Consider the following 23,392-nt stretch of genomic DNA (forward strand, 5'->3'; position numbering starts at 1 on the left):
GGTAGCAAAGGAGTGAAGATGATGGCTTTACTAGAATTGAAAAATGTATCGAAAACCTATACAGGGGAAGTGTCTGTTGAGGTTTTACAACAAATCGATCTCAAAGTGCCAGAAGGAGAATTTATCAGCATTATGGGTCCATCTGGCAGTGGCAAGACCACCATGCTGAATTTGGTGGCAACATTGGATAAACCGACTTCAGGTTCGGTGATCCTCAAGGGAGAGCAGCCACTAGAATTATCTAAGCAAAAACTCGCAGAGTTTCGTCGTCGACAATTAGGCTTTGTTTTTCAAAACTACAATTTGCTTTCGCCATTGAGCGTGCTTGAGAATGTGATTTTACCACTGACATTGGATCGGGTGGCAGTTCCTGAGATGAAAGAACGTTCGGAGCAGCTATTACGTGAACTTGGGATCTATGAGAAAAAAGACAAACGCATCTATCAGCTTTCCGGTGGAGAGCAGCAGCGAGTTGCGATTGCTAGAGCTTTGATCCATCAACCAGAATTGCTTTTAGCAGACGAACCGACGGGTAATCTTGATTCCAAGGCAGCACGAGATGTCATGGAAATACTAAGTCAGATGAACAAACAGCGAAAAGTCACCACTATGATGGTCACCCATGATCCGTATTCCGCCAGCTTTTCTGATCGGGTCGTTTTCATCAAAGACGGAAAGCTGTATAACGAAGTCTATCGTGGTGCTGATCAACAGCAATTTTATCAAAAAATTCTTGAAGTCCTAGCACATTTAGGAGGTCGCCGTCATGAATTTCAGACAGTTGATCATTCGTAATCTGCGGGGAAATTTTCGAACCTATGCAGCATACTTCGTCAGCAGCGCTTTTGCAGCGATGGTGTTTTATATCTTTAGTCTTTTGCTCTTTCATCCGCAATTGGAAGAAAACTTATCTAATAGCGATACACTTTCAAGCTTAGCTAAGGTTGGTCTATCCGTCGCACTCGTGGTGATCGCCTTACTGTCGCTGTTGTTTTTATGGTATACATTTGTGGTCTTTTTGAAACGACGCAAACGTGATCTGGCGATCTACTTGATTTTGGGGATCGAAGAAAAAGATCTGCGAAAGATTTTGTTTGTCGAAAATGCCCTTTTAGGAACCGGCGCCACAGTGACCGGTATTGGGTTGGGGATTTTAGTGACGAAATTGTTGCTGCTGATTTCGCAAAATGTCATGTACTTAACAGAAGGACTGAAATTTATGGTTCCTCTGGAAGCTTTAGGATTGACCTTTGGGATCTATGTCTTCATTTTTCTTTTGATCTCCTTTTTCAGTACTCGCGCCTTGCAAGGAGAACAGATCATCTCATTGATCAAGGAAAATGAAAAACCACGTCCTGAGCCAAAAAGTCATTGGGCATTGGCATTTTCAGGAATTGTGCTGTTACTAGTTGGCTATGGATCGGTCTTTTATTTTAGCTACCAAACCTACTCAATGCTACCACTTATGCTAGGAGTCTTGTTGACTGTTGCAGGCACGATCTTGTCATTCCATCAGTTCAGCGTATTTCTATTGAAACGATTAAAGAAACGCCCAACCTTCTTACGGGGGACTCGGATGCTGACTATCAGCGAATGGATCTTTCGCATGCGAGACAATGCGGCGATGTATAGTCTGATCGCTATTAGTACCTCCGTGGCATTCGTTGGGATTTCCGTGATGCTGGCAATCGGCAGTTCTTCTTTTTCTTCGATCCAAGGAATCAGTGTAGCCTATGTGTTTCCGTGGTACGATTCGGAAATAGGCAGTGAAAATAAGATCATCGAAGAACTAAAAACAGAATTGGAAAATCAAGGCTATCACCCGCGCGTGGAAAACGTTTCAGTACTTTGGGTGAGTGTAGATTTAGATGATTCGGAAATGATAGATGACCCTTACTTCACAACCAACAGTTATCCAGTCATGCGAGAAAGTGACTATCAAAAATTAATGACTCAAATTGGAGAAGAAGCTGATACAGTTGCGGATGAAGAAGTCATGATACTCAGCAGTAATTATTCTCGTCGAAAAGTTTTGCAGGCACTTCCAAAGAGTGAGCGGGAAAAAAATTATTCGATTTCGCTAAATGCGGAGATCGGTACAAAAAAAGAGGTTACCTTTGTATATAGTCCATCGATGCTTTCGCTTGATTATTATGGATTAGGCGTAGTGACAGATGCATCTTATGATGAATGGATTGCTGAATTAAATGAATGGAGAGACGGATATGAATCTGGATTTACATGGTTAGATTACGCTGAATGGGCAGAAACACCTGAATTAGTCTATGAATTTAATAGAAAATTAGATAAAGAAAATGCCTTGATCGATCAGCAATATGAAGAAATTAGTCAGGAGCTGGAGGCCAAAGGTGAGTATACAGATGAAGAGTGGACCGAAGCAACAAAAGACATACCCGTCCGCACATTTTATACCTCAAAATACCAAGTTTTCCAAGAAAATCGTCAAGGAAATGGCATCATTTTAATGATCACGGTATTACTAGGTTCGGTTTTCTTTATTTTCTCCGCTTCGATTATCTATTTCCGTTTATTTGCAGATTTAGATAAAGATGGTGCGTATCATCGTTCCTTGCATATTTTAGGTGTGTCGCCCAAGGAGCGTCACAACGTTCTGAGACGCCAGCTGCAAGTGATGTACTTCTTGCCAACAGTCGTGGCAATGATCCATTTTGCGGTGGCAATGACCGCTTTGCGTATTTTAGTAGAATTGCCTGTTTGGCAATACTATGGTGTGATCGTTAGTCTCTTTTTGATTTTCCAAATCGTTTTTTACTTTGTTTGTCAGTACCGGTACTTCCAGCAAATTGATCGAATCGCTGATCCGACAGAGTGATTTATTTTTTAGCCAAATCCCTTTCAATCCACACGGATTGGGATTTGGTTTTTTTGTTTGCTGCATTGTTATTTTCTTTCACCAATGAAGCGTTTTAATTGTGTAAATCACCGAAAAGCAGATAAAATTAGTTAACACTGATTCTATTAGGCAGTCGCGGATACCCTGCAAGAATGTGGCAACTGGAAGTCTATTTTTCTCACCGTGAAACGAAAAGACAACTGTTAATGAAAATATTCATGTCGAGTACAGTAATTGCTGTGACCGATGGGGTTAGCTAAGCGATCACTTAAGGGAGGAAACCAATGATCAAACGTTTAGGAAAAGCATTTGCTGTCTTGCTGCTGTTGATTCCTGTTTTTGCTGGTATGCGGGTTGTTTATGGGGAAACCGATGTGGGTGCCAAGCTGATCACAAATGTATCGATCGTTAATAGCCACAACGAGGTCATCACAAGTATTGAAAAGGATGATTCCTTCAAAATAGATATGACCTGGAGTTTGGAGGACTTAGGTGATTTAAAAGCAGGTGACAAAGCGACCGTCACTTTGCCAGCTGAGATTGAAGGCGTCAATAATACGTATGCTTTATACGATGAAAATAACAACTTAGTGGTCAATGTTACCCAAGTTGGCAATCAGCTGACCTTTGTTTTCACGGAATTTGTCGAACAAAATACCAATGTACATGGGGACTTTTATTTTTGGACAAAGTTCAGTGATGACGTGATAGAAAATCAGATCAACAACATCAACTTTGAAACGGCAAATGGGACGCAATCGGTGCCTATTTTTATTCAAGCAGTGGATGATTCAGGGGAGGGTGCCTTACTCACCAAACAAGGACTGTATTTAGGTACGCAACAACCCAAACGGATCATTGATTGGCGAGTGTATATCAACTCGTTTGACACGGACCAAGTGACGATCAAAGATGGAACGTTTATTGACTTTTTAGGTCCTCATCAGACACTAGTCAGTACGAGTGCTCGAGTGGTCTATGGACCCAGCGTTTCCAACCCAACGTATGTCGAGCAAGTACCGATCGTTTTAAATAGTGACGGCTCCTTTGAAATTCCTTTGCGGGATACAGAGGAACGGATCTACATTACCTACAAAACAGAAACGGATGGTTCATTGGAACAATATACCAATCGGGGCATCCTTGATGCTTTGGTCAATGATGTGCCAAGAACAAGCAGTATTACTGGCTATACGCCACGCTATGGTGGCGGTGGTGGCGGAACCGGTGAACCAGGAGAGTCCAGCAGCACGGAACCAAGTAGTGAAAGCAGTACGAGTAGTAGTACGGAACCAAGTAGTGAGAGCAGTACGAGTAGTAGTACGGAACCAAGTAGCGAAAGCAGCACTAGTAGTACTACGGAACCAAGTAGTGCAAGCAGCACTAGTAGCAGCACGGTACCAAGTAGTGAAAGTAGCACCAGCAGTAGTACGGAACCAAGTAGCGAAAGCAGCACAAGTAGCAGCACGGAACCAAGTAGTGAAAGCAGCACAAGTAGTAGCACGGAACCAAGTAGCGAAAGCAGTACAAGTAGTAGCACGGAACCAAGTAGTGAAAGTAGCACCAGCAGTAGCACTGAACCAAGTAGCGAAAGCAGTATGATTAGTAGTTCAGAATCAAATAATGGGAGTAGTTCTAGTAATAATGGAGCGATTACACATCAAAGTTCAACCCCTGGGAACATGCAGGTATCCCAATCAAATAATTTGCATAATCAATCAGAAAAACAGCAGTTCCCTCAAACGAATGAATCGTCTAATCATTTATGGATTGCAATAGGAATGGTTTTAGCAGGATGCGCATTGAAGTTAAGTTGGAGTAAATTTATCAGGTAGATAGAAACTGAAATTTTGGAGGCAGTTTTTTTACTTGGAAGAATAATTAATAAAGACTTATTTAAAGGGAAGATGCCATTTTATAGCCACTTTCCTTTTTTTTTCGGCGCATGTTTTCTCTGAGAATTTATTATAATTTCCTTATCAAGTTATCTTGAAATATTCATTTAGGAAGTGAGGAAATGAGAAAACTGGTTGGAATTGTGTTGATTTTGCTGTTAGCGGGATTATTGCTACTGGTGTTTGGTTTCGATCATACTTCAGCAAAAGAACGAGCCGGAGGGAATTTATCGTTTTCTGTTCAAACGAACCGAGTGATCTATGATGAAGCCTTGAAAGTCATTACGATCCCGGTACGGCCGAACAAAACGCTGACTTCACAAAACGTTTGTGTCCGTTTAACTTATGGTTGGGATGGCAATGGACACAGTGAAAAGGTGATTGGTGAAACGTATCTAACAAATGTCGATTGGTTTTCAGGTGTTGAAAACTACTTAAGGATCTATGCTGAGATGGCCATCGATGAGATCAAAAGTGTGGATAAAGTAGATTTAGTTGTGATTTATGACGGTGAAACAACGATTACTGAAAACTTGAAGCCTAGTCAATGGCAGGTAATAACACCCCCGAGCTCTAGTGAGACCACGAACTCTGAGATAAGCGCAAGCTCTAAGGTGTCTGAAGAAAAAAGCTCTTCCTTTAGTAGTATCGAACCGAAATTTAGCGACTCTCAATCGACGGATCCAAGGACTTCTACTACGGAAAACACAAGTCAGGATTCTCAAAGTATCGAAAGTAGTCACAATGCAAGTGAGTCAGAAAACTTCAACACCCAACCAGTTAGTGAGAGTGAATCGACTCAGATAACTAGGAGTCGAGAAACCACCGCAACAACAGGAACAACGACCGTTAGTGAAGCGGCATCTGAGAATCTTTCAGATTCAGAAACGAAACCAAACAAATTACCGCCGAACCAAAGTCAGTCAAGCAAGCGGAGTGTTTCCTCCGATGATCCCGCAGGCAAACAACTCGCTAAAGCATCGTCTTCAGTGAAAATGGAACAGGAACAACGTACGGAGACAAGCAGTGCTAAGGAGGTCAATGGAGCCTTACTACCGAAAACCGGCAGCAAAAATACGAGTATTCGCTATTTACTCTTTGGTCTAGGCGTGGTTATCCTTACTGTCTTCCTTTACTGGCTGAATCGAAAGTTATTTTCTGATGAGAGACAGTAAAGAAAAAAGCCGAGGATAATGAGAGAATTGATAACCCACGATTGGAATTTTCTTCCCCAGAAAGCACAATCACGTTTTGTTTTACCGTTTTTAACAAAAAGTCTGACGATCGTTTTGAGGCGTCAGACTTTTTTTATGAAAATATACAGATAACGAAAGGAAAATTTGTTAAAAGTGATTTGACAGAAAAGAGCGCACGGTGGTACGATCACCAAACACTGCCAGCTTACAATTTTGTAAGATGACAAATTTAGGATAAAAACAGCGTTTGCTGATTATACGAGCGAGGGAAATTTCATGTTACAGGCACTTTTGGATACGACAGAAAAACAAATTTATGCGTTTCTAAGTTATTGTTACGAAACGAACAAGAAAGACTATACAATTAAAGAGCTCTCAGGTGTTTTCGATAGGAAAACCAACAAAATGCAGTCGATCGTTCAGCAAGTAGAGGTGTTTCGTGCACGCTATCCTCAGTTTACTTTGACCTATGATCGGCTGGAAAAAGAAGTGTCGATTGCTTTTTCTCCACGATTTCTATTGAGCCAAGCCTATAGTGTATTGTTGCAGGGAACCGTTGGGTTTATCTTGCTGGATGCACTCTTTCAGGGGGATTATCATTCCCTTGAACAACTCAGCCACAAAACCTTTAGCAGTCCCCGCACGATTCAACGAAAATTGCAGGAGTTAAATCATGTTTTGGCGAACTATCATTTGTCCTATAGTTTAAAAAAAGGTGATCCTTTAGCAGGTGATGAATATGCGATCCGCTATTTTTATCATCTTACCTATTGGCAAATTTTTGATGAGAAGGACTCACAAGTCTTGGCATCGATCAAGGAGAAAGCGCAGGCTGAAGCGTTGTTTGAAACCCATGCTTCTTATATGAGAAAAATCGATATCGATAAATTTCTTCATCTATTCGCTATCTCCGTGCAAAGAACCCATCAAAAGCATCCGCTTTCGTTTTTACCAAACGAAGTACTGACGTTTGAGCACCCATTAATTGAAAAAAATCAGTTTGATCAGGTCTTTTTGAACCCATTGTTTCACAGGAGTCATCTGCCGTTTTCTGAAATTTCGGAGGTTGAACGCAACTTCTTGTATTATATGTTTGGGGTAATGAACACCTATCTTGAGGAGGATCTCGATGCTGCTAACATCTCGTGGCTGACTCAGCCAAAGTACCAGCAAGAAGCGCAGCTCGTTGAAAAACTAGCCGTGTATTTTCGGTTGACGTTTACAGAAGCCGAAAAAAACTATTTACTGGTTAATCTGGTCATGATCCATTCCGCCTCTGGCTGTTTTGGTACGCGACAAAAAAGCGATAGTTTTGGCAAAACAACCGACGAGCAAGAGCTGCAAGCCGCTTTTCCAGTGCTTTATCCAACCATGAAACGGTTTTTTTTGGAAGCGACTGTTTCTTTACCAGCGTTGCGTAGATTACTGCAAATGAATGATCGTTTGATTTTCCAATACTGTATGTTACTGAGAGTTATTTTTATCAAATATGAACAGCCGGTCACGTTCTCGATCCATTCGAAATACGGAAAAACGCAAGAGCTTTGGATCAAGAACCGCTTGATGAATGCCACGCATCGAGCGATGGCCCATTATTCGCTGTCTCAAAAACCAGATTTGGTGATCAGCGATTATCCGATCCATCAGGAATTTTCCGAGGAAGAACAGCCTTACCTCTTTTATTGGAATGGTCACCCAAGCGCAAAGGAGTGGAAACAGCTCAAGCAAGTGATCAAACAGATCAGAAGTGCCAAGAACAAGGCAGCGTTCGCCCAACTGGCATTCACCCAAACGGAGTGAGCCAGCTATAAGATCAAGCAAATAGAACTTATAATTTTGCCAAGCTTTTGACTAGCAGCAATAGGGCAAACGTGAAAAGCATCAGTGATAAACGAAGTTGTCAAGAAGCAAAAACAGGAGCATCGATGTTCCTTTTTCGCTTCTTGACTTTTTTTTACAGAGATGGCATGGTATACATATTATCATAACGTTTTTTATTTAAAATCGTTGCAGAAATGGTGTTAGGAAGAAGGGGTAACTTTGACAGAAGTATTAGCACTGCAAAATGTTTCCAAATTGATTGGAACCAAACGAATCATTGATGATGTTTCCTTTGTGGTGGACCAAGGACAAGTCGTTGGTTTATTAGGGCCTAATGGGGCTGGGAAGACGACGATCATCCGGATGATCGTTGGCTTGATGAAGCACAACACAGGATCGATTGCCATTATGGGAAATTTATTGGATTCTTCGTTTAAAACAGCGATTGCCTCAGTCGGAGCGATCGTTGAGAATCCTGAGTTTTATAATTATATGACCGGTTATGAGAATTTGATGCAGTATCAACGTATGGCGAAGAAAAAAGGCACAGCCTCTGAGCTAGAAGCCCTGATCCGTCAGGTGCATTTAGAAGGACATATCCATCAAAAAGTCAAAACCTATTCATTAGGGATGCGTCAGCGTTTAGGTGTTGCCCAGGCATTGGTCCATCAACCAGACTTATTAGTTTTAGATGAACCGATGAATGGCCTGGATCCTAAAGGCATGCGGGAGTTTCGAGAAATGATTCTTTCTTTGAGAGATAAAGGAGTTTCTGTCTTAGTTTCCAGTCATCAATTAAGCGATATCGAACAAATTGCCGATCATTTGATCGTGGTGCAAAAAGGAAAAGTCACTCATCAAGTAGCAATGGCAGAGTTGAAAGCAGAGAAAAATGTACTGATTATTAAAACAGATGATAATGCGCAAACAGAAGCACTGTTAAAAGCTTCCTTTGAGGTCGAGGTCTTGCAGGTTGCAGATGAATTGCAAGTCACTCTAGCAACAGATCAGCGTTCTGAAATCGCTGCAGCGATCGTGACGGCGGGTATCGGCTTAAAAGAACTACGGACAAAGCAATCTTCTTTAGAAGATACATTCTTGGCTTGGACCGAAGAAGGAGGTTTGTAAGCATGCTGACATTGATTAAAAATGAATGGATCAAATTAACCAAAAAGCGTTCTACTTGGATCATGCTGCTTTTATTGGTTTTAATGACGTTTGGCTTGACCTATGTTGTACGCTTAGGTAGTCCAGAAATTGGGGCCAATGATTTATTTGCTTCTTTAAGCGATATGACGTCGTTCTTAAATTTATTTGTAGTGATTGTGGCGGCTTCTTCAGTAGCTGAAGAGTTCAGTCGAGGAACGATCAAGTTCTTATTGATTCGGCCTTTTTCCAGAAGTCAAATCTTGGCAGCAAAAGCGATCAACACGTTTTTATTTGCGCTTTTAGGGACCGCTGTTTTACTAATCAGTAGTTTAGCAGCTGCCAATTTATTTTTAGCAGCTGAATCACCTTTTGCTGCTACTGGCTACAACGGGCTAGCGGCGATTCTCGTTGCCCTTGTTTTTGCGGGAACCAACTTGCTATTGATTGTCTTTTATATTGCATTGACCCTCTTTATCTCAGCCGTGATTCGCTCCCAAAGCTTGGCTGTAGGCTTAGGCTTGGGTATGTTGTTTGGAAGCAGCATCATCAACTCGATCATGCTTTTTGCGCAAGAAAAATACCCATGGCTGAAGTGGAATCCATTTAATTTTATGAATATTAAAGAGCAAATATCGAGTGTATTAAATAGTCCTGACATGCAGATGACTGCCTTTGATCCGGGATTGGGCTATTGGGAAATGGCGATCGGGATCCTTGTTTACAGTGTTTTAATCTACCTTTTAACAAATTGGTTATTCAACAAAAGAGATGTCGCATTAAGTTGAGGAAACGAGTGAAAGTTTTTGGATAAATCCAGCTTTCACTCTTTCTTTTTGTGTTTTTTTCTAGTAAAATGATTCATTGAGAGTACAAGAGAAAGGAGAGTTTTCGAATGGTTAGTGTAGGAATCGTAATCGTGATCGCTGTTGTTGCAGCATTACTAGGCGCTGTCGGCGGCTTCTTTTTGGCGCGTAAATATATGCAAGATTATCTAAAGAAAAATCCTCCCGTTAATGAGGATATGCTTCGCTCGATGATGATGTCAATGGGTCAAAAACCTTCTGAGAAAAAAATTCGTCAGATGATGCAGCAAATGAAAAACCAAAAGTAGGTTTTTTTCTAAGAAGCGGGCTGATTTTATCAGCTCGCTTTTTCTTGCGGCAAAACGCAGCAACGAATAAAAAATGTCCCCAGGCTGCTTTTTCTGTTTACGTTCTGTAAATAGCGGGGTAGCAATCGAATCTGAATCCAGTGAATATTCGGAAAAATCGCAAAATTTAGGCAACAGGTCATAAAGAAATGGAGAGTGTTATGTCAATATTTAGGAAGTTAGGTTGGTTTTTTAAACAAGAAAAGAAACATTATTTGTTAGGCGTAGGCTCTTTAGTCTTAGTCGCCTTGGTACAGTTGGCACCTCCCAAAGTTATCGGGATCATCATCGATGAGATTGCGGAAAAAGAGATCTCGATGCAGACGATCTTTTTTTGGGTCATGATCTTGATTGCTTCAGCCATCGCTCAATACGTGTTTCGTTTTGTCTGGCGAACGCATATCTGGGGCAGTGCCGCTCGGCTAGAAAAAACGTTACGCAGACAGCTATTTGCACATTTTACAAGGATGGATCAGTTGTTTTATCAAAAGCATCGGACAGGTGATTTGATGGCCCATGCCACCAATGACTTGAATGCCATCCAAAATGTGGCAGGGGCGGGGATCTTGACCTTTGCCGATTCTTTCATCTCGGGAGGGGCAACCATCATTGCGATGGTTCTCTTTATCGACTGGCGGTTAACGATCATTGCTCTATTGCCGCTGCCTTTCTTAGCAGTCATGGCAAGGGTTCTTGGCAGCAAATTGCATGATGCGTTTCGTGACTCGCAAGAAGCATTTTCTTCCATCAACGACAAAGCCCAAGAAAGTATTACTGGGATGAAAGTCATCAAAACTTTTGGACAGGAAAAAGAGGACATCGCTGATTTTCAAACCAAAATCGACCATGCCATCATCAAAAACCGCAAAGTCAATTTTCTGGATGCCTTGTTTGATCCGTTTATTACGATCATCATCGGAATCTCCTATGTGTTGACAATCATCGTCGGCGGCAATTATGTTATGGACGGTACCATCTCGATCGGTCAATTGGTATCCTTCATCAGTTATATCGGTATGTTAGTTTGGCCGATGTTTGCCATCGGACGTCTGTTTAATGTGCTGGAACGAGGCAATGCTAGTTATGATCGGGTTGCCGAATTGTTGGCGGCAAAGACCCATATCATTGAAGCCAAAGATGCGGTCGATGCCCCAGCCCAAGGAACGGTTAACGTTCAAATCAATGATTTTCACTATCAAGGAGATGATTTTGCCCTGCAAGACATCCACTTTACTTTGCCAGCGGGTCAGACACTAGGTGTCGTCGGGAAAACCGGTGCTGGAAAAACCTCTTTGATGAAGCTCTTGTTGCGAGAGTATGATTCATTTGACGGGGCGATCACCTTCGGGGGCATCGATAGCAAGCAATACTCCTTGAATGCTCTTTTGGGGTCGATCGGTTATGTTCCGCAAGATCATTTCTTATTTTCCATGACGATTCGAGACAATATCCGCTTTGCGCAACCACGGGCTTCTCAAGCAGAAGTGGAAGCAGCTGCTGGATTGGCAGTGATCCACGAGGATATCAGTCAGTTTCCTGAAGGGTACGAAACGATGGTGGGGGAACGTGGTGTTTCTCTTTCTGGTGGACAAAAACAGCGGTTATCCATTGCCCGTGCTTTGATCACCGATCCAGAATTATTGATTTTAGATGACGCTCTTTCAGCAGTAGATGCCAAAACGGAAGAAGCTATTTTACAACAGTTGCGGACGTTCCGTCAGAATAAAACAACGATCATTGCTGCCCACCGCCTAAGCAGTGTCAAGCACGCAGAAGAAATTCTCGTGATCGACAATGGGAAAATCAGTGAACGCGGGACCCATGAACAATTATTGGCTGCAAATGGCTGGTATAAAAAAATGTGGGACAAACAGCAACTAGAAGCCAAAATCGAAGGGAGTGAAGCCTAATGCAAGAATCAGAATGGAGTAAATCGATTCCCTTTAAAGAGCAAAAAAACATCATCAAACGAATGTTTCTTTTTGCCAAGCCATTTCGAAAAACCTTCTATGCAGCGATCTTTTTTGCTTTTGTGCTATCGATCGTCAATATCCTGTTGCCTTTGATCATTCAAACCTTTATGGATAATTATTTGACCAATCAAACGGCGACCCAGCAAGTCATTTATTTCTTTGCTGCATTGTATTTCTTTGGGGTGTTGGTAAAAGCTGTGATTTGGTTTTTCCAATGGTTCCTTTATTCGATGGGTTCTTTAAAAACCTATCAGTATATTCGAGCAAAATTATTTGAAAAATTGCATAGTCTTGGGATGCGCTATTTCGATCAGACGCCAGCGGGTTCGATCGTTTCACGGGTCAGCAACGACACAGAAACGTTGTATGAATTTTGGTATGTCTTCTTGATGGTATTGACAGGAATTTTTGCGGTGGTTTCTTCTTTTGCCGCCATGTTCCGCATCAACGTCAAAATTGCCTTACTGAACTTGATTTTTCTGCCGATCCTAATGGTAGTCATCTGGTATTATCAAAAATTCAGCTCTCGTATCTATCGTCAAATGCGGGAAAAACTGAGTCAGCTGAATACGAAATTGAATGAATCGATTTCTGGTATGCAAATCATTCAGCAATTCCGTCAAGAGGCGCGGCTGAATGAAGAATTCGAAGCGACCAACGATGATTATTTGAAAACTAGATACGCTATGATCCGCACGAATGCGCTGCTATTATCACCAATCATTAGTTTGTTGTATGCCTTAGCGATCGCCTTGTCGTTGACGGTCTTTGGGTTTGATGCCTTAGAATCGCCCATTGAAGTCGGGTTGATTTTCGCCTTTACGACCTATATTCAAGGATTTTTTAATCCCATGACACAGATGATGGATTTTCTCAGCGTCTTTACTGATGGGATGGTCGCCGGCAGCCGTATTCTAAAGATTATGGATAACGAAGAATACACGCCGCAGCAAAACCCCGATGCTAGTCAAACCATCACCAAAGGAAAAATCGAATTTCGCGATGTCAGTTTTTCCTATGATGGAAAAAACAACGTATTGAATCATATTTCTTTCATCGCCTATCCAGGTGAGACCGTGGCTTTAGTCGGTCACACAGGAAGTGGCAAGAGCTCGATCATCAATGTGTTGATGCGTTTTTACGAATTCGGGGAAGGGCAAATTTTGATCGATGATCAAGATATCCGCGACTTCACGATGGAAGAGCTTCGGAAAAAAGTCGGACTCGTATTGCAAGACGCCTTCATGTTTTATGGGGACATCGCTGACAATATCCGCTTATTGAATCAGGACATTCGTGAGGAACAGATCGAAGCAGCAGCAAAATTTGTTCAAGCAGATGCCTTTATTCAAAAACTACCTGGTAAATACCACGCCAAAGTGATTGAACGGGGCTCCAGCTATTCAAGTGGGCAGCGACAATTGATTTCCTTTGCCCGCACCATGGTGACCGATCCGAAAGTGCTGGTCTTGGATGAGGCGACTGCCAATATCGATACTGAAACAGAAGGACTGATCCAAGAAGGGTTGGCAAATATGCGTCAAGGGCGAACCACGATCGCGATCGCCCATCGATTGTCTACCATCCGCGATGCCGAGTTGATTTTGGTGCTTGATAAAGGCTCGATCGTCGAACGAGGCACCCATGATGAACTTTTGGCTCAAAAAGGGTTGTATGCCGATATGTACCGTTTGCAGGCAAGTGAAGTTTAATAGTTTTAATAGTAACGCTAACCTTAAAGACTTTCGTTTTTAAGGTTTTTTTGTACGAAAAAAGAAAGAAGGGATGAATATAAAAATAACGAACAACGATTGACAGCGCTTTCTACCTTTGCTATGATAAAGATAATAAAACTGGTTCTAATGGATAGTGATTGTTGATTTTTAACAAGCTAAACCTGATGAAGCTGCGGTATTTGCGCTGCTTTCATGAGGTTTTTTCTGTGTTGACTGTTGGCTCAGCAATAAAGACAAGCAATGAACCATATCCGCAATGATAAAGTAAGTGGGGGTAGGACATGAAAATCAGTAAAGTGTTAAACAATAATGTTGTGATCACTACCGATCAAAGTCAAAACGAGATTATTGTTATGGGGCGGGGGATTGCATTTAAGAAAAAAGTGGGAGATGAAATTTCTTCAGAAACGGTCGATAAAGTGTATCGCTTAGAAAATCAGACGATCTTATCTCAATTTCAAGAGCTGCTTGCTGACTTACCACTGGAATATCTTGAATTATCCAATGAGATCATTGAGTATGCTCGGCGAGAATTGTCATCCCCAATCAATGATTCCATTTACATCTCGTTGACGGATCACATGCACTGTGCCATTGAACGATCGAAAAAAGGAATGACGGTCAAAAATGTCTTATTGTGGGATATCAAGCGTTTTTTCCCCGATGAGTACCAAATAGGCTGCAAAACAGTAGAGAAAATCAAAGAACATTACGGGATTCAGCTGCCAGATGACGAAGCCGGCTTTATTGCTCTGCATCTCGTCAATGCGCAAACTGAGAATGGTGACCAAGGCAATATTGCTGAACTAACCCAAACGATGCAAGACATTATTAACATTGTTAAATATTTTTTCAAAACAACCTTTGATGAAGAGTCCGTTTATTTTTATCGCTTCACTACGCATTTGAAATTTTTTGTCTCAAGAATGCAAAACCATACTACTCATGTGGATGAAACCGATGAAGATCTTTTGGCTATGGTCAAAGTGAAGTATCGAAATGCGTATCAATGCGTACAAAAAATCGCTGAGCTATTAGAAAATCAGTATCAGTATCAAATGTCCAGTGACGAAAGTTTGTATTTAACGATTCATATTGCCAGACTTGTGCAAAAGAATCGTTGATTGAAAAAAACAAGAAAGGAGAAGGATTTCTTGATTCATGAGAAGGTGTCGAAAAAGAAGAATTTCTTCGCAATGATTCTTATCAAACTTCAGCTTCAAGGCATCTGACCATGTAGCAAGAAATCAAAAAAAGAAAACATTTTGGATAGTGACATTCAGTTGGCTAAACCTTCAATACAAAAAAATTGGAGGAATCAAAAATGGGAAAATATCGTGAATTAGCAGAAAAAATCGTAGCAAATGTCGGTGGGAAAGAGAACATCAATAGCTTGACGCATTGTATCACACGCCTGCGTTTTAAATTAAAGGATGAAGGCGTCGCAAATGATGAAGTCTTAAAGAACATGGATGGGGTCGTGACGGTCATGAAGAGTGGCGGTCAATACCAGGTGGTTATCGGAAACCATGTGCCAGATGTCTATGCAGAAGTGATCGATGTTGCAGGAATCAGTGGTGATGCTGAAGAAACAGCTTCAGGTGGCAACTTGTTTGATCGTTTGATCGATATTTTAAGCGGCTGCTTCCAACCCTTCTTAGGGGCTTTGTGTGCGGCGGGGATGATCAAAGGACTAAATGCACTGTTGCTTTTTATTGGTACAACAGGCTTGATCGATTTTACAACGACGACAGGTACCTACGTTATGTTCAATGCGATCGGCGATTCGATCTTCATGTTTATGCCAGTGATTTTAGGGTATACGTCAGCGAAAAAGTTTCGCTTAAATCCAATGGTGGGAATCGTGATCGGATCAGCGCTTTGTTACCCAACGATTCAAGGATCTGCTTTGCAAGCCGCATTTCTTGCAGGGGCTGGCGAGGGAGCTGCTGCACCGTATAGCTTGTTAGGCTTGCCAGCGTACGAAACGTTCTTAGGGATTCCGTGGGTTGGCGCAACGTATACTAGCAGTGTGGTGCCGGTCATCTTTATCATTGCCTTTGCTGCACAAGTTCAAAAATTTGCAAAAAAAATCATTCCTTCTGTTGTCCAAACGTTCTTAGTACCGTTCTTAGTTCTCTTGATTGCATTGCCAATTGGTTTTTTGGTGATTGGACCTGTGATCAGTATGTTGACGGATCTTTTGAGCTCAGGATTTGAAGCGCTGATGGACTTCTCACCAGCTGCCTATGGCTTGTTGCTAGGTTTCTTCTGGCAAGTATTGGTTATTTTCGGTCTTCACTGGTCAGTTGTTCCGCTACACATTATGCAAGTGACACAACTAGGCTACAGTCAGATTTTGGTAGCTACGTTTGGTGCCAGCTTTGCTCAAACAGCCGTAGTGATGGCGATGTACTTTAAACTGAAAGATAAAAAACTGAAAGCACTATGTCCACCAGCTATTATCTCAGGGCTTTTCGGTGTAACGGAGCCAGCGATTTATGGAATCACGTTACCGAAAAAAATGCCGTTCTTCTACTCAATGATTGGTGGTGCGGTCGCAGGTGCCTTCTTGATGATCAATGGAACAACGAGCTACACCTCTGGTGGGTTAGGGGTCTTTGGCATTTTCAACTACATCACTCCAGAAGGCGACGCTAGTGGCATGTGGTTCTCTGTCTTTGGAATCTTGATCGCTGCAGCGATTGGCTTTGGTTTGACCATGGCTTTCTGGAAAGATGATGCAGTGGAAGAAGAAATCGCAGAAGGACAACCAGCGATGACTGTTCGAAAAGAAGTGATCACTTCTCCAGTGGAAGGAACGATCGCGCCACTAAGCAGTGCCAAAGATGAAGCCTTTGCTCAAGGAGTGCTAGGAAAAGGTATCCTGATCCATCCTTCAAAAGGCGAAGTCGTGGCTCCTTTTGATGGTACTGTGATGACATTGTTCCCAACCAAACATGCCATCGGGTTGATTTCTGAGAATGGTTTAGAACTTTTGATCCATATTGGTTTGGATACTGTTCAATTGAATGGTGAGTTCTTTGAAGCGCATGTGAAGCAAGGCGATAAAGTCACTCGTGGACAAAAATTGATCAGCTTTGATAAAGATGCATTGATCAAAGCAGGATTCAATATTGAGACCCCAGTGTTAGTGACCAACTCAGCGGATTATTTGGATATCATCGAGTCTGACAAACGAGAAGTTGGTTGTTCCGATGACTTGATCACGGCTTTAGTTTAGGAAATGTTTACTTGCAAAACAGCTATATAAGGATAAAAGCGATCGGTCGTGAAGGCTCGATCGCTTTTTGACAGTCATTTAATTGGGAAATAGTGAGTCTTTATAATGAAGGTTTTTATCATAGGTTGGTTCAGCGATTATCGTTGATGAAGTGGGGCGCTTATCATACGCCATCCCGATATCGATCAAATGCTGCAGATTTTTCTCATAATGTTCCGAAAAGACGACTGCATACAACAAATCTAGCAAGTAGCAAACCGAGGTATTGATCGTAAAATTCGCAATCTTTGAATAAAGCCTTTCTCTTGTTGTGATATTTAAGACACAATCGCTTAATTTCGCTAACGCATTCTCGCCAATACTAGTCATCCCAATGATGGAGACTTGCCGTTCGGCAAGGATCTTACCGATTTCTTTAACCATTTTGTTTTCACCTGTGTAAGAAATCAAGATTGCGGTCGTATCGGAGGTACAGTTGGATGCCTCATAGGCACTTTCGCCGAAGGTATCGCAGACGTGGATACTTTTTCCTAAACGCCGCATCTTCAAAACAAAGTCTTGAGAAATCAAGGTGTTGGCATTGCTGGCGAAAATCCTGATATGGTTGGCATTGAGCAACGATTGTTTCGCTTTTTGTAATTCATCATGATGGATCAAGGAAAGCGTATCTTCGATCGTTGTTTGTTCAAGCTTTGCCAACTTTTTGGCGATGGTCATAATCCCGTCATGGGAAGAGAAGGGAAAGTTCGCATCCACATCGGTAAAATGGCTGCTCATATATGTTTGCTCTTCCACAAAGGCCGTTTTTAAGTCGAGCCAACCATTGAAGCCTAATTTTTTTGCGATCCGAATAAAAGTAGAAGGATGAACATAGGTTTTTTTAGATAATTCCTTGATGGTTTGATCCGCCATCGCGGTCGGATTGGCTAATAAATAATCAATCAACGATCGTTCGGCGGGTGCTAGTTTGATTTGGCGCATTTTTTCTTGTAACAACATGGTATATATGCTCCTTTTTACATTTTTTTATGATTATTTGTAAATGGTTTTTACAGAAATTCGTTTTTATTCAGTACCTAGCGAATCGTTTACATCCTAATTATTCCTTATTTGATGATCTTTGTAAATCTTTTTTACAAAACACCTGCAAGAAGAAGCGAGATTTGCAAACGCTTTTTCTAAATATGCTATTTACATTGAATCAAATGTTTTTATGAATGATAATAAGAATGTAAATAAAATAGCAAAGGAGCAATACAATGACAAAAGGAATTAAAATTGCAACCATTGGTGGCGGCAGCAGCTATACCCCGGAGTTAATGGAAGGCTTTATCAAACGCTATGAAGAATTGCCGATTCGTGAGATTTGGCTAGTAGATATCGAAGCAGGAAAAGAAAAATTAGCAATCGTTGGTGCGATGGCACAACGGATGTGGGATGCGTCACCCTACGATGTAAAAATCCACATGACATTGGATCGAGAAGAAGCGTTAAAAGATGCTGATTTCGTTACGACTCAATTCCGAGTAGGATTGCTGAATGCCCGTATCAAAGATGAACGAATTCCTGCCTATTACGGCATGATTGGTCAAGAAACCAACGGCCCTGGTGGTATGTTCAAAGCGTTTCGTACGGTTCCAATCATTCTTGAAATCGTTGAAGACATGAAACGCTTGTGTCCCGATGCCTGGTTGATCAACTTTGCGAATCCAAGCGGTATGGTGACTGAAGCAATCGTGCGTTACGGAAAATGGGACAAAGTCATCGGGTTGTGTAACGTGCCTGTCATGGCAACGATGGTTGAACCTGCGTTGCTTGGCAAAGAACCTGACGAATTGATTTACAAATTTGCAGGATTGAACCACTTCCACTGGCACAAAGTTACCGACTCACACGGCAATGACGTTACGATGGACATTATTGATAAAATGTATGAAGAAGACAATGGCTTACCGAAGAATATCTTTGATGTACCATTTTACAAAGAACAGCTGGAACAAATGAAGATGATTCCTTGCGGGTATCACCGTTATTACTATCGTCAAGAAGAAATGTTGAATCATGCGATCGAAGAGTACAAGACTGTCGGTACACGCGCACAGCAAGTGAAACAAACCGAAGCCGAATTGTTTGAGTTGTACAAAGATCCTGAATTAGATCATAAACCAGAACAGCTGCAAAAGCGTGGTGGTGCTTACTACTCAGATGCAGCGTGTGAAACGATTGCTTCCATTTATGCTAATAAAAATACCCAAATCGTCGTTTCAACCAAAAATGAAGGCGCCGTTCCAGATCTTCCTGCCGATTGCGTAGTCGAAGTAACAGCTTACGTTGGCGGACAAGGGGCTAGAAATGTTGCCTTTGGTGAGTTACCGACAGCTGAAAAAGGTTGGTTACAGGTAATGAAAGCAATGGAATTATTAACGATCGAAGCAGCTGTGACGGGGGATTACAATATCGCATTACAAGCCTTCACCATCAACCCATTGGTTCCATCAGGTGATACGGCAAAACGTGTCATGGACGAACTGTTTATTGCCCACAAAGATCACTTGCCTAAATTTAAGGAAACGATCGCACGTCTTGAAAAAGAAGGCGTAGAAGTACAAGATGAAGTAGCCCGCGAACTTGATCGCGAACTAGTTAAATAAAGAGAAAGTAGGAAAGAAACATGGCATTTAGAAAAGACTTTTTATGGGGCGGCGCAACAGCTGCCAATCAATGTGAAGGAGGCTACCAAGAAGGCGGACGCGGCTTGGCAAACGTTGACGTGGTACCGATCGGCAAAGATCGTTTTCCAGTCATTACTGGTCAAATGAAAATGTTCGATTTTGATGACGAACATTTCTACCCAGCAAAAGAAGCGATCGATATGTATCATCGCTACAAAGAAGACATCGCGCTATTTGGCGAAATGGGTTTTAAAACCTACCGTTTGTCGATCGCTTGGAGTCGGATTTTCCCTAAAGGGGATGAAACAGAACCAAATGAAGACGGCTTGAAGTTCTATGAAGATCTTTTCAAAGAATGCCACAAATATGGGATCGAACCATTAGTAACGATCACTCACTTTGATTGCCCAATGCATTTAGTTGAAAAATACGGGGCATGGCGTTCTCGTGAATTAGTCGGATTCTATGAAAACTTGTGTAACGTGATTTTCAACCGTTACAAAGGATTAGTAAAATACTGGTTGACCTTCAACGAAATCAACATGATTCTCCATGCGCCATTTATGGGAGCAGGTCTTTACTTTGAAGAAGGCGATAACGTTGAGCAAGTGAAATACCAAGCGGCTCACCATGAGCTATTGGCCTCTGCGATCGCAACGAAAATCGCTCATGAAGTCGATCCTGAGAACAAAGTAGGCTGTATGTTAGCTGCTGGCGCATACTATCCATATACAAGCAAACCAGAAGATGTCTGGGAATCACGCAAAGCAGATCGCGAAAACTATTTCTTTATTGATGTTCAATCACGTGGGGAATATCCACAATATGCGCTGAAAGAAATGGAACGTAATGGGATCGAAATCAAAATGGAAGAAGGCGATCTTGAGCTGTTGAAAGCTCACACCGTAGACTTTATTTCCTTCTCTTACTATTCTTCCCGCGTATCAACCACGGACGCTGAATTATTAGAACAAACGGCTGGCAATATTTTTGCCTCTGTGAAAAACCCATACTTGGAAGCAAGTGAGTGGGGGTGGCAGATTGATCCACTTGGTTTGCGCATCACAATGAATGACATTTATGATCGCTACCAAAAACCATTGTTTATCGTTGAAAACGGCTTAGGAGCTGTGGATACACCAGATGCAGATGGCTATGTGGAAGATGACTACCGGATCCAATACTTGGCAGAGCATATTCAAGCAATGAAAGATGCGGTTGAACAAGATGGTGTCGACTTATTGGGCTACACCACATGGGGTTGTATCGATTTAGTTTCAGCTGGAACAGGTGAAATGAAAAAACGCTATGGTTTCATTTATGTGGACCGTGACAATGAAGGAAACGGCACCTTGAAACGAACAAAGAAAAAATCATTTGATTGGTACAAACAAGTGATTGCTTCAAACGGTGAAGATTTATCGAATAACTAATTATAAGAAGCTGCAGTTGATCCCTTAGAGAAATCTAAGTAGATCGACTGCAGTTTTTTTTAAAGTCTTTTTAAAAACTATTGAAACGAATGATTTGTATAAGTAGAAATGGCTGTTCAGAGATTATTGATAACCGACAATGAGAGTGCTGTAAAAGGCTTGCGTTGCAGCAATTACAAAAAAAGGCGACCTTAAGCATGACATGTTTTGTCCTTAAGGTCGCCTTTATTCATTTTTTAAAGAACTTTTTCAATCTCTGGAATCATTTTTTGAGGATTGGTTTGTGGAGCAAAACGCTCCACGACTTTACCTTGGCGGTCCACCAAGAATTTCGTGAAATTCCATTTAATGGCTTTGCCTAATGTACCCGGTGCTTCTGCTTCCAAATAGCGAAACAAGGGATCTGCGTCTTTGCCATTGATCACCGTTAACTTGTGCATCGGAAAATCAACACCATAGGTGGTTCGGCAAGCGGCTGCGGCTTCTTCGGCTGAGCCGACTTCTTGTTTGAACTGGTCAGAAGGAAACCCTAGAACGACCAACCCTTGGTCTTTATAGGTTTCATAAAGACTTTGTAATTCTTTGAACTGCGGGCTCAACCCGCACTTTGTAGCTGTATTGACGATCACCAGCGGTTGACCTTCGTAGTTTGCTAGCGAATAAGTTTCGCCGTTTTCTAATGTTGCTTGGTAGTCATAGATTGACATAGCAAACGCTCCTTTTAATGTAAATCATAGTCGATAGTTTCTGAGATAAGTATAGAGCAAAGTCTTCAAAAAAACCAAGCAAACTTCTTGGCGCATTTTATTTCTTATAAAAAACAAAAAATCCAGCGGCCGTTGGGACCACTGGACTCTTATTATGCTTCTGGTAAGACTTCTGGTTCTGCTTCTTGTGGATGAACGACAGATTTAGTTTTCCATACCCCAGAATGCCAGCGATAGATCATTAAGACGCTGCGCAATGCTTCGTCAATGGCATAAGCGATCCAAACGCCGATCAAGCCAAACTTAAAGACGATGGCCAGTGAGTAGGAAAACGGTAAGCTGATGACCCATAGAACAATTAGGCTGCAGATCAATGGGAACTTCACGTCACCACTTGCATTTAATGAACCAACTAGGATCATATTGACTGCACGCGCTGTTTCTAAGACGATCTCTACTAAAAAGACACCTTTAGCAATCTCGATTACTTCGGTATTGGAAGTAAAGATTCCCATGATCGGTTCAATAAATAGATAGGTCAATAAGCAGATCGTTACCGAGGCGATGATCCCGATCACCATCGTGCGCATGCCTCGCTGATGCGCACGATCGAATTCACCCGCACCGACATTGCGGCCAATCATGATTTGGTTTCCTTGACTTAATGCGGAGGCGATCAAATAAACAAATTGGGTGATAGCTGTTACGTAAGATTTTGCAATCAAGACACTTGCGCCAAGTTGAGCCACGATCATCGTCACCACGACTTGCGCTCCTTGATAGGAAAGAGACTCGCCAGAAGAAGGCAATCCGTAAGTCAAAATGTTTTTCATCACGCCCCAAGAGACATTCGAGAAACGGGCAGATAAAACAGAAAAATTCACATGTTTCTTCAGCAACATGGCGGCAATTAGTAAACCTATCGAATTACCAAAGACGCTAGAAAATGCCAATCCAGTCACACCGAAATTCGGTAAACCAAAGGGGCTGTATAAGACAAAGTAATTGCCAATGACGGCTAGGATGCTAGCAAACATCGGTACCAATAACGCTGGTTTTGTGAAACTGTGGCTACGCATGACAGCAATTATGACCGCCGTGATCGATGAAAGGAACAGACTTCCGCCATACACTTGTAAGTATCCATGACCTAAAGCAACTAATTCAGCATCTAAGCCCATGAATCGCAAAAGGTAGGTTGAGCCGAAAAGAAACATCAAGCTGATCAAAATCCCGATGAACAATGACCCAAAAAGAGCGGTATTGATGACTTTCGGTATCTGGTCGCGTTTTTTCGCACCAATCAATTGTGCGATAATGATCTGAGTACCCACGGTGATGAAACCGTAAATAAAGACCGTTAAATTCAATAGTTGATTGGCAGCACTGACGGCCGCTACTGCTGGCTCGGAATAATGAGAAATCATCCAAACGTTGACATTCCCAATAACGACCCGCAAAAATAGCTCAACAAAAATCGGCCAGCTGAGAAAAATCAGTTCACGGTCTGATTTTCCTAAAAGTTTTTTCTTATTCAATTG

Annotated in this window: 17 protein-coding genes; 14 read left to right on the plus strand and 3 right to left on the minus strand. The window is 41.8% G+C overall.

The features are described from left to right. Nucleotides 1-18 precede the first annotated feature (18 nt). From IGI73_RS06325 to IGI73_RS06380, 12 genes are all read left to right on the plus strand, one after another. Nucleotides 19-795, plus strand: coding sequence for an ABC transporter ATP-binding protein (locus IGI73_RS06325; RefSeq protein WP_016610278.1), 777 nt, complete (start codon nt 19-21; stop codon nt 793-795). After that, a complete protein-coding gene (locus IGI73_RS06330) occupies nt 767-2,854 on the plus strand; it encodes an ABC transporter permease (protein ID WP_428206341.1) in 2,088 nt (695 codons plus the stop codon). The genes IGI73_RS06325 and IGI73_RS06330 overlap by 29 nt, the downstream gene beginning before the upstream one ends. 305 nt (nt 2,855-3,159) lie before the next feature. Continuing rightward, nucleotides 3,160-4,710, plus strand: a complete 1,551-nt coding sequence (locus tag IGI73_RS06335; RefSeq protein ID WP_428206340.1) for an Ig-like domain-containing protein — start codon at nt 3,160-3,162, stop codon at nt 4,708-4,710. A gap of 182 nt (nt 4,711-4,892) precedes the next feature. Beyond that, nucleotides 4,893-5,945, plus strand: coding sequence for an LPXTG cell wall anchor domain-containing protein (locus IGI73_RS06340; protein ID WP_428206339.1), 1,053 nt, complete (start codon nt 4,893-4,895; stop codon nt 5,943-5,945). Between the two features lie 297 nt (nt 5,946-6,242). After that, complete coding sequence (locus IGI73_RS06345; RefSeq protein ID WP_438759151.1) at nt 6,243-7,766, plus strand: helix-turn-helix domain-containing protein; 1,524 nt, start codon at nt 6,243-6,245, stop codon at nt 7,764-7,766. A gap of 240 nt (nt 7,767-8,006) precedes the next feature. Continuing rightward, on the plus strand, nt 8,007-8,915 hold the full coding sequence (locus IGI73_RS06350; RefSeq protein ID WP_413128866.1) for an ABC transporter ATP-binding protein: 909 nt from the start codon (nt 8,007-8,009) through the stop codon (nt 8,913-8,915). A 2-nt stretch (nt 8,916-8,917) separates the two neighbouring features. After that, the gene (locus IGI73_RS06355; RefSeq protein WP_438759153.1) at nt 8,918-9,721 is read left to right on the plus strand and encodes an ABC transporter permease; all 804 of its coding nucleotides are present in this window, start codon (nt 8,918-8,920) and stop codon (nt 9,719-9,721) included. Between the two features lie 107 nt (nt 9,722-9,828). Continuing rightward, nucleotides 9,829-10,047, plus strand: a complete 219-nt coding sequence (locus tag IGI73_RS06360; protein WP_005235432.1) for a YneF family protein — start codon at nt 9,829-9,831, stop codon at nt 10,045-10,047. Between the two features lie 200 nt (nt 10,048-10,247). Continuing rightward, nucleotides 10,248-11,996, plus strand: a complete 1,749-nt coding sequence (locus IGI73_RS06365) for an ABC transporter ATP-binding protein (RefSeq protein WP_042890950.1) — start codon at nt 10,248-10,250, stop codon at nt 11,994-11,996. After that, nucleotides 11,996-13,771, plus strand: a complete 1,776-nt coding sequence (locus tag IGI73_RS06370; protein ID WP_428206337.1) for an ABC transporter ATP-binding protein — start codon at nt 11,996-11,998, stop codon at nt 13,769-13,771. Before IGI73_RS06365 ends, IGI73_RS06370 begins: the two co-directional genes overlap by 1 nt. 305 nt (nt 13,772-14,076) lie before the next feature. After that, on the plus strand, nt 14,077-14,919 hold the full coding sequence (gene licT / locus IGI73_RS06375; protein WP_005225819.1) for a BglG family transcription antiterminator LicT: 843 nt from the start codon (nt 14,077-14,079) through the stop codon (nt 14,917-14,919). A 200-nt stretch (nt 14,920-15,119) separates the two neighbouring features. Then, nucleotides 15,120-17,039 carry a beta-glucoside-specific PTS transporter subunit IIABC gene (locus IGI73_RS06380; protein ID WP_081116556.1) on the plus strand — a complete coding sequence of 640 codons (1,920 nt, stop codon included), beginning with the start codon at nt 15,120-15,122 and terminating at the stop codon, nt 17,037-17,039. 78 nt (nt 17,040-17,117) lie between these two features. Here IGI73_RS06380 and IGI73_RS06385 read toward each other — a convergent pair whose 3' ends face one another. After that, nucleotides 17,118-18,038, minus strand: a complete 921-nt coding sequence (locus tag IGI73_RS06385; RefSeq protein ID WP_428206335.1) for a MurR/RpiR family transcriptional regulator — start codon at nt 18,036-18,038, stop codon at nt 17,118-17,120. Between the two features lie 260 nt (nt 18,039-18,298). Here IGI73_RS06385 and IGI73_RS06390 point away from each other — a divergent pair, with 260 nt between their 5' ends. Beyond that, nucleotides 18,299-19,690 carry a 6-phospho-beta-glucosidase gene (locus tag IGI73_RS06390; RefSeq protein ID WP_005225822.1) on the plus strand — a complete coding sequence of 464 codons (1,392 nt, stop codon included), beginning with the start codon at nt 18,299-18,301 and terminating at the stop codon, nt 19,688-19,690. A gap of 20 nt (nt 19,691-19,710) precedes the next feature. Further along, nucleotides 19,711-21,144 (plus strand): 6-phospho-beta-glucosidase, encoded by a 1,434-nt coding sequence (locus IGI73_RS06395; protein WP_008378424.1) that lies wholly within the window; start codon nt 19,711-19,713, stop codon nt 21,142-21,144. A gap of 236 nt (nt 21,145-21,380) precedes the next feature. On the opposite strand, the gene IGI73_RS06400 is transcribed toward IGI73_RS06395, so the two are convergent. Both IGI73_RS06400 and IGI73_RS06405 read right to left on the minus strand, forming a co-directional pair. After that, a complete protein-coding gene (locus IGI73_RS06400) occupies nt 21,381-21,851 on the minus strand; it encodes a glutathione peroxidase (RefSeq protein WP_005225824.1) in 471 nt (156 codons plus the stop codon). Nucleotides 21,852-22,003: 152 nt separating this feature from the next. Next, on the minus strand, nt 22,004-23,389 hold the full coding sequence (locus IGI73_RS06405) for an MATE family efflux transporter (protein WP_010748039.1): 1,386 nt from the start codon (nt 23,387-23,389) through the stop codon (nt 22,004-22,006). Nucleotides 23,390-23,392: the final 3 nt, after the last annotated feature.

It is taken from the genome of Enterococcus sp. DIV0755f (assembly GCF_051713725.1).
GTDB classification, from domain to species: domain Bacteria; phylum Bacillota; class Bacilli; order Lactobacillales; family Enterococcaceae; genus Enterococcus_D; species Enterococcus_D casseliflavus.

Bases quoted from the DNA above. Each gene is read 5' to 3' on its own strand.
- IGI73_RS06325 (WP_016610278.1), top strand. From the start codon at position 19: ATGATGGCTTTACTAGAATTGAAAAATGTATCGAAAACCTATACAGGG.
- IGI73_RS06330 (WP_428206341.1), top strand. From the start codon at position 767: ATGAATTTCAGACAGTTGATCATTCGTAATCTGCGGGGAAATTTTCGA.
- IGI73_RS06335 (WP_428206340.1), top strand. From the start codon at position 3,160: ATGATCAAACGTTTAGGAAAAGCATTTGCTGTCTTGCTGCTGTTGATT.
- IGI73_RS06340 (WP_428206339.1), top strand. From the start codon at position 4,893: ATGAGAAAACTGGTTGGAATTGTGTTGATTTTGCTGTTAGCGGGATTA.
- IGI73_RS06345 (WP_438759151.1), top strand. From the start codon at position 6,243: ATGTTACAGGCACTTTTGGATACGACAGAAAAACAAATTTATGCGTTT.
- IGI73_RS06355 (WP_438759153.1), top strand. From the start codon at position 8,918: ATGCTGACATTGATTAAAAATGAATGGATCAAATTAACCAAAAAGCGT.
- IGI73_RS06360 (WP_005235432.1), top strand. From the start codon at position 9,829: ATGGTTAGTGTAGGAATCGTAATCGTGATCGCTGTTGTTGCAGCATTA.
- IGI73_RS06365 (WP_042890950.1), top strand. From the start codon at position 10,248: ATGTCAATATTTAGGAAGTTAGGTTGGTTTTTTAAACAAGAAAAGAAA.
- IGI73_RS06370 (WP_428206337.1), top strand. From the start codon at position 11,996: ATGCAAGAATCAGAATGGAGTAAATCGATTCCCTTTAAAGAGCAAAAA.
- licT (WP_005225819.1), top strand. From the start codon at position 14,077: ATGAAAATCAGTAAAGTGTTAAACAATAATGTTGTGATCACTACCGAT.
- IGI73_RS06380 (WP_081116556.1), top strand. From the start codon at position 15,120: ATGGGAAAATATCGTGAATTAGCAGAAAAAATCGTAGCAAATGTCGGT.
- IGI73_RS06385 (WP_428206335.1), bottom strand. From the start codon at position 18,038: ATGTTGTTACAAGAAAAAATGCGCCAAATCAAACTAGCACCCGCCGAA.
- IGI73_RS06390 (WP_005225822.1), top strand. From the start codon at position 18,299: ATGACAAAAGGAATTAAAATTGCAACCATTGGTGGCGGCAGCAGCTAT.
- IGI73_RS06395 (WP_008378424.1), top strand. From the start codon at position 19,711: ATGGCATTTAGAAAAGACTTTTTATGGGGCGGCGCAACAGCTGCCAAT.
- IGI73_RS06400 (WP_005225824.1), bottom strand. From the start codon at position 21,851: ATGTCAATCTATGACTACCAAGCAACATTAGAAAACGGCGAAACTTAT.